We start from the raw sequence: 6,342 nt of genomic DNA on the forward strand, positions 1-6,342 counted from the left end.
AGGGCTCGCTTCTTCTTCTGGTACTTGCTCACACAGGGCCGAACGGAGTGGGTTCCTGCCGCTTCCCCACTCGTCCAGCGCCTGCCTACCCTCCGGGCCGATCGGGAATCACGCCTCGTCGTTTAGGTCAATGAAGTCCTGCTTGGCGCCATGTTGCCATGCCATTGGGCGTGATGGTAAATGCTCAGGAGTCGGCACCATCGGCGCCATGACAGCTTGTTCTAGCCGACGAACCAATTCGACCGCCTGGGTGATCAATGACTCTGCGAGTGGCCGCTGTGGTTGCGCTATTTCTGTTGCCTCAACTTGGCTGGGCTTATGAGCCAAGAATGATCGCAGACCTTCCTGTCTCTCAGTTCTGCAAAGAGGCCACGAAAGACCGGGAAGAGTGCAGGCCAACTGACGGTCGTTGGATTGAGCCTAAGCTAGTATCTGCGCGCAGTCTTGATCGTGCGCAAGAGCCTGCAACTGAGCTGAGCGATGAGGCTATTATTAAGTCAATCGCAGATGCGTATTTGTTCCAAGTCCCCGCAGGGGGGACTATATCGCCCTGTGGTAAATTCGAAAGCGTCTCCTCTGATTTGGCTCTCTTGAAGGAGATAAAGTCACTTCCCGCAGTTACGTCATTCACGACGACCATGGAGGAGGTGATTACGGAAAGAGCCAGTAGTTCGCTGGATGCAGAGCTTAAAGGGGCGGTGTCGAAGGAGTTGGCGGCGACGATTAGGATCAATTTCGCTTCCGAAATGACAAAATTGATGAAGACGACTGAGTCAACAAAGGGGAAGGCTACTTATGTGAAGATTTGGTTCCAGCGAAATGCTGGAGATAAGGTGAATCCTATTCAGGATCAATTCAAGGCTCTTGCTAGTTGCAGTGGAAAGTCTGTGTTCGTGGGTGTCTCGGGCGTACTTCTTGAGGGTTTGCAAATAAATATTAACTCCATTACGGGGGAGACATTTCAGAGAGCGTTTGATGCTGCGGTGACTGCTGCTGCGGTTAGTCCTGCAGACAAGGGTAAGTTGTTGTCTGCGAACGTTTCGTTTTCCGCTTCTCGTGAATTCAAGAAAACGCTTAACACTCAATTCAGTGGGGTGACACAGCTCAGTCGACCTACTTTTTATCCTTTCTGGGTTAAGCAGGATGTAATACCTGTGCGGGTGTCCGCTGTGTCTGATGTGAAGTGAGGCTTCAGTGCTGACGGTTGGCGTGCTGGCTGGGGGTTGTCTCTCAGCCTTTGCTGAGTTTCGGCCTGTCATGTTCTGTCGATGCTCACTGTCTCTGCATCCACCTCGCCGCGCTCGGCGGGCGTCGTCTCACGCGCGGCGCGCAGGGCCTGGGCGTGCCGCGCCTGCAAGCCCTCCAGCGAGAAGGTGGCGTGCAGCTCCTGGCGGGAGTCGGCGCCGCCTTGGACGAACTCCTTGAGGCGCACCATGGTGTTGAAGTCGGTGGGGTTGTCGACGCGCACGCGGCCCTCGGACAGGGCCTCCTCGAAGCCGAGGAGGTAGCCGTCAATCATCTTCAGCGCGTCGTCCTTCGAGACGGCGATGGCCGTGGCGCGCAGCTCAATCAACTTCTGGTCCGCCTTGGTGGCGATGCGCGTCTTGGCCTCGTCGCGGCGGCGCAGGCAGTTGTGCTCCTTCGCGTAGTTGGCGACGAGCGAGGTGGCCACGCCGAAGCGGTCGGCCAGCTCGCGGTACGAGGCGAAGGACGTCGTGGTGGATCCGTCCGGCAAGGTCTTCACGTCGCCGAAGACGAGGGCGCGGTCTAGCTCCTGGCGCGGGAGCGCGGGCTCCTCGGACTTGCGGGGGCGGCCCGTCTTCCGCTTCGGAGGAGCCTCGGCTAGCGCGTCGTCCGGCGCGGGTGTCTCGTCCGGCGGCTGGCCTGCGAGGAGGCGCTTGCGACGCCCGAGGCAGTCGTGCTGCTGGGCGTACCGGGCGACGGCGCTGTGCGCGACACCGAAGCGCTCGGCCAGCTCGCGGAGAGAGGGGAAGCGGCGCTTCACACGGCCTCGCGTGGTGGGCACCTCCTCGCCTTCCACGAGGAGCCGGTCCACCTCGTCGTGGGGAAGCCGAGGGCCTTCGGCCTTGGTGGGGCGCCCCAGCTTCTTCAGGGGCTTCTTCTGGGACATGCCTTCCCTCAGCAGCCGCTGGAGGGCTGCGCTGTGGTGTCCGCGGACTGGGTGCGCAGGCGCTGCATCAGCCGCGTGCGCTGGCGCTTCAGGCGCTGGTACGTCCGCTCGACCTCGGTGGTGTCGCCTTCGACGAGGCGGGTGGCGTAGGCGCGCAGCTTCTCGCGGCGGACGACGGTGGCCATGAGGACATCGACGTCGCTGCGCGGCAGGGTGGCGCGAGCAAGTTGCACCAGCACGGCGTCGCGCCGCACAAAGCTGCGCCGGATGCTGGGACGCCTGGGGCTCTCCACTGGGTTGGTGCGAGGGGCGTCGGGCACCCACGCGGCAAGCTGCTCCGGCGAGTACGTGTCGTGGTGCTCCGCGTGCTCCTTGCGCAGGTAGCGGAACACCTCGCGCGCCGTCTGCTGGCGCAGGCGGACCGCCGTCCAGTTGTGCCAGCGGGGGAGGGGGAAGCTGCGCGCGACGGAGAGGAAGGTGGCGAGGACGAGCTGGTCCAGGTCCTCTTTCGGCACAGCCGTGCTGCGGAGGCGGTGGCGCAGGCGGCGCAACATGGGCGAGTAGGCAGAGGCGAGGGTTGCTGGCCACGCGGAGCTGGACGCGGCCTGACACTCAGCCACCAGCGCCCGGGTGAGGGACTCTCGCTCCGGGTATGTCGCTTCACGCACGTCCTCCAGCGCAGCCAACACCGACTCGAGGCCGTCGTGGCGAGCGAAGGCCGGCTGCCCCAGGCGCGCAGCCGCGAAGACGGGCTGGTGCCGAGGGGCGAGCGCCTCCACGCGCAGCAGGCCCAGGAGGTGGGCGAAGAAGTCACTCACCGAGGACGTGCCTCCCACCACTCGCGAAGCAGCTCGAGGAAGTCTTCCAACTGCATGGCGACGAGGGGCGGCTGCCCGTCGTCCTTGCACACGGCCAGCGGCCACCGGCCCGGCGGGCACGTCTCCACGGCCTGTCGCATGGCCTCGCGGACGTTGGTGCGCCGATGGGCTTTCGACTCCACCCAAAAGCAAGGCACCTCGACGTCCGGCACTTCCTCGCCGCTGCGGTACTGGAGGCCGCGGCGGATGAGGGCCTCGGGCATCGCTTCCCGGAAGCGGTGGACGAGTGCCCGCTCGAAGTCCGCACCCTTGCGACGAGAGGCGGCGCCACTCACGAGAGGCCTCCCGTCTCTTCGAGGAGCCGCTCCATGTGCCCTCCTCGGGACATGCGGACGGCGAGGCAACGGGCCACCTCCAGCGTGCAGCGAGCGTCCACCATGGCGCGGTGGGGCGAGGGGCGGTGGAGGCCGAAGCGCTTGGCCAGGGCGTTGAGGGAGAGGGACTCCACCTCACCCGAGGCAAGCAGCGGCCACGCGAGGCTGGCGGTGTCGAGGCGGTGGTAGTCGACGCTGGGCAGGGCCAGCCCGGAGCGGGCGTAGCTTGTGGTGAGGAAGCCCCAGTCGAAGCTGGTGTTGTGGCCGGCGACGAGGGTGCCGGCGAGCAGCGGCGTCACCGTGGCCAAGACTTCCTGCAGGGAAATCGCGTCCCGCCACTCCTCGTCGGAGTAGCCGCACACGGCCAGGGCCTCGGGCTGTGCGTCGGCCAGCCGAGTGGGCTGCACGCGCGCCTCATACTCCGCCAGCACCTCGAGGCTGCGGGCGTCGACACGCAGCACTGCCACCTCCAACACCTCGTGCCGAGAGGAGTCCAACCCCGTCGTCTCCAAGTCGATGAAGGCGAGCGTCCGTAGGTGCGGTGGGAGGCTGGGGCGTTGCGGACGGTGGATGACGGGGGTGGGAGTCGTCTCGGAAGCAGAGGATGCGAGCAGCACTATGCGACCTCCTTCGCCCAGAAGCGGGGGGAGTGGTGTTTGGTGGCCAGGGAGCCCAGCTCCGCCTTCAGCAACGCGACGCGAGCGCTGCCCAGGCGTTTGCCCGCGTCCTTCAGGAGCGCGTCGAGGGACTTCTTGTCGACGCTGGCGAGGTGCTGCACCAACTCGTCACGGGAGAGGCCGGTGGCCCGGGCCAGCACCTCGACGGTGGGCTCCAGCGGGTAGTCGAGGCTGGTGGTGTTGAACATGCGGTAGCGCGTGCCGGCGAGGACGAGCTCCTCCTTCGCCGTGAGGTGGGCGCGGAGGACCTCCTCCAGCTCCGCCTTGCGGGCGGTGAGAATCTTCGCGAGGTGGCTGACTTCTTCGCGCTCGCGTGCGACAGACTCCAAGTCGGAGGCGTCCTCGCAGACGACGCTGCGCTGGCCTGTCAGCGCACGGGCGTAGGCGGGGCAGTGGCGCCGGTGGTCGCAGTGCACGCAGTTGGGGTTGAGCCGGGCAGGGAAGGCCTCCGAGGACTCCATCTGCTGGCCCAGCGTCTCGACGTAGGCGAGGGCCGCCTCCAACTGCTCTTCGGTGCGCGTCGTCTCCTGCAGCACGCCGTGGCGGAGCATCCACATGGACAGGCGAACGCGCTTGGCCCAGGGCCAGAGTCTGCGTGCGGCAAGCGAGTAGAGGCTGAGCTGGAGGCTTGCGTCCAACTCGTCACGAGAGAAGAGCTGGTGGTTGGATTTATAGTCAATGACGTGGACTGTCTCGTCGTCCACCCAGTCGACGCGGTCGATGAAGCCTAGGACGGTGAAGGGCCCTACCGGCAGGCGGAACTCCTTCTCGATGGCCAGGATGTCTCGGGCGTCGACGCGCCCCTGTTGGCGGACGAAGTCCTGGAGGATGCAGAGTCCCTGCTGGAAGAGGTCCAGGCCCGAGAGTCCTTCCGCAGTCCACGCCTCGCGGTAGAGCTGGAGGGCGCGCTCCTCGGAGAGCGGGCCTGCATACTCGGTGTCGATGACGTCTTGGAGAAGTCGCTCGAGGACGCTGTGCAGCGCCTTGCCGAAGCTCAGAGGAATGCCCGGCTCGGCGGTGTGCTTGTCGAGGTAGTGGAGTTGGTAGGACAGCGGGCAGGACTCGAAGCGGCTGAGCCGGCTGTATGACAGGTGCGTGTTTCGCATTCCGCTCATGGCGTGAGCCTCCCTGGGGCCGATGCGGTGGCGTGTTGCGAGACAGTCATCACGCTCTTTTCGAGAGACACATCAAGTCGAAGCTGGGCGCCAGGGCAGGCCCTTGCGTGTGTTTCACAGTCGCATGCCTGTCTCACGGCACCACTCCGTCACGAGGAGGGGCGGCCCGTTCGAAAGACGTGACACGCGAACCGGGGAAGGCGGAGAGGACGCGCACCAGCGTGGCGGCATGCTCCGGAGTGAGCTCCTTCCGGGACTGGCCGGTGTAGGCCGGGACGAGCCACACCTCACCGTAGGTTTCCGAGGCGAAGCACACCTCGGTGCGGAGGGCTCTGAAGCTGGCGATGGCCTCATCGGTGAGGCCGCGCAAGAAGGCTGCCTGGGACTCCGCAGCGAGCGCGTCTGGCTCCTTCACATCGACGAGAGGTGGAGCTGGCTGCGAGGGCTTGGAGGCTGGGACCTGGGCGAGCTTCTTCGACCCAGTCTCAGCCAGCGGATGGCCGAAGAGATCGACACGGGCCTGCGTGGGCTCAATACGGGACAACGCAGGCGCTGGAGCAAGCTCCGCCGGCACATTGGGGCGCAACGGTGCCTGTCGATTCACCTTCATCCACTCGGTGCACATGGAGCTGCTGGCCAGCACGCAGACACCGCGAGGACGGTAGTGCAGGCAGCGGGTGTCCTCGCCGCGGACGTAGTCTTCACACGTCACGCCAGGCGGGCGTTGTTGGGCAGGGGTGGGCTGGAGGTAGCGTGTAAGGGCCATGCGCGGAAGTCGGCAGCGCGTGTTTGCCGATACACTCTAAAAGCACCCCAGCCCTTCGGTTTGGGACAAGAAATAATTTCGGCCGATTTTATTTTCGATTTCACTCCAAGGGCCCGAGAGAGGCAGTGGCAGTCGGCCGGGCACATGCCCACGCCCTCCTCACTGCCAGTGTCCTGTGGACACCCCGGGGACAGTCAATGGACAGGTGTCTGTCCACGGTTTTCGTGAGTGGTTGCGAGGGGATGGTCCACTGTGGACAGCGTGGACAACTTTTGAAGGGTACTCATACGTATACGTGTGTGTACGCGTATTGAATATTAAATATGGGCGCGCGCGCATACGTGTGTCTCCCCATAGAATCTGTCCACCTTGTCCACAGTGAGGTTTTCGTTAGGAAAATCATGAAGATAAGTGTGGACAGAAGGCTGTCCACAGCTGTCCACGCTGTCCACACCCATTCA

7 protein-coding genes are annotated in these 6,342 nt (G+C 64.5%); 1 reads left to right on the top strand and 6 read right to left on the bottom strand.

Features of this window, described 5'->3' with window-relative positions:
- Positions 1 to 269: 269 nt before the first annotated feature.
- A complete protein-coding gene (locus KRR26_RS35960) occupies positions 270 to 1,187 on the top strand; it encodes a hypothetical protein (protein ID WP_217082128.1) in 918 nt (305 codons plus the stop codon).
- A 68-nt stretch (positions 1,188 to 1,255) separates the two neighbouring features.
- On the opposite strand, the gene KRR26_RS37240 is transcribed toward KRR26_RS35960, so the two are convergent.
- The 6 genes from KRR26_RS37240 to KRR26_RS35990 form a co-directional block, all read right to left on the bottom strand.
- Positions 1,256 to 2,131 (bottom strand): AT hook motif domain protein, encoded by an 876-nt coding sequence (locus KRR26_RS37240; protein WP_236069546.1) that lies wholly within the window; start codon positions 2,129 to 2,131, stop codon positions 1,256 to 1,258.
- An 8-nt stretch (positions 2,132 to 2,139) separates the two neighbouring features.
- Positions 2,140 to 2,970 carry a hypothetical protein gene (locus KRR26_RS35970; RefSeq protein ID WP_217082129.1) on the bottom strand — a complete coding sequence of 277 codons (831 nt, stop codon included), beginning with the start codon at positions 2,968 to 2,970 and terminating at the stop codon, positions 2,140 to 2,142.
- Positions 2,946 to 3,284, bottom strand: coding sequence for a hypothetical protein (locus KRR26_RS35975; RefSeq protein ID WP_217082130.1), 339 nt, complete (start codon positions 3,282 to 3,284; stop codon positions 2,946 to 2,948). The genes KRR26_RS35970 and KRR26_RS35975 overlap by 25 nt, the downstream gene beginning before the upstream one ends.
- A complete protein-coding gene (locus KRR26_RS35980) occupies positions 3,281 to 3,940 on the bottom strand; it encodes a 3'-5' exonuclease (protein WP_217082131.1) in 660 nt (219 codons plus the stop codon). Before KRR26_RS35980 ends, KRR26_RS35975 begins: the two co-directional genes overlap by 4 nt.
- On the bottom strand, positions 3,940 to 5,115 hold the full coding sequence (locus tag KRR26_RS35985) for a RecB family exonuclease (RefSeq protein WP_217082132.1): 1,176 nt from the start codon (positions 5,113 to 5,115) through the stop codon (positions 3,940 to 3,942). The genes KRR26_RS35980 and KRR26_RS35985 overlap by 1 nt, the downstream gene beginning before the upstream one ends.
- 133 nt (positions 5,116 to 5,248) lie before the next feature.
- Positions 5,249 to 5,881: a hypothetical protein gene (locus tag KRR26_RS35990; RefSeq protein WP_217082133.1), complete on the bottom strand. Its 633-nt coding sequence runs from the start codon at positions 5,879 to 5,881 to the stop codon at positions 5,249 to 5,251.
- Positions 5,882 to 6,342 lie beyond the last annotated feature (461 nt).

This window comes from Citreicoccus inhibens (assembly GCF_019039035.1).
Taxonomy (GTDB): Bacteria; Myxococcota; Myxococcia; order Myxococcales; family Myxococcaceae; genus Citreicoccus; species Citreicoccus inhibens.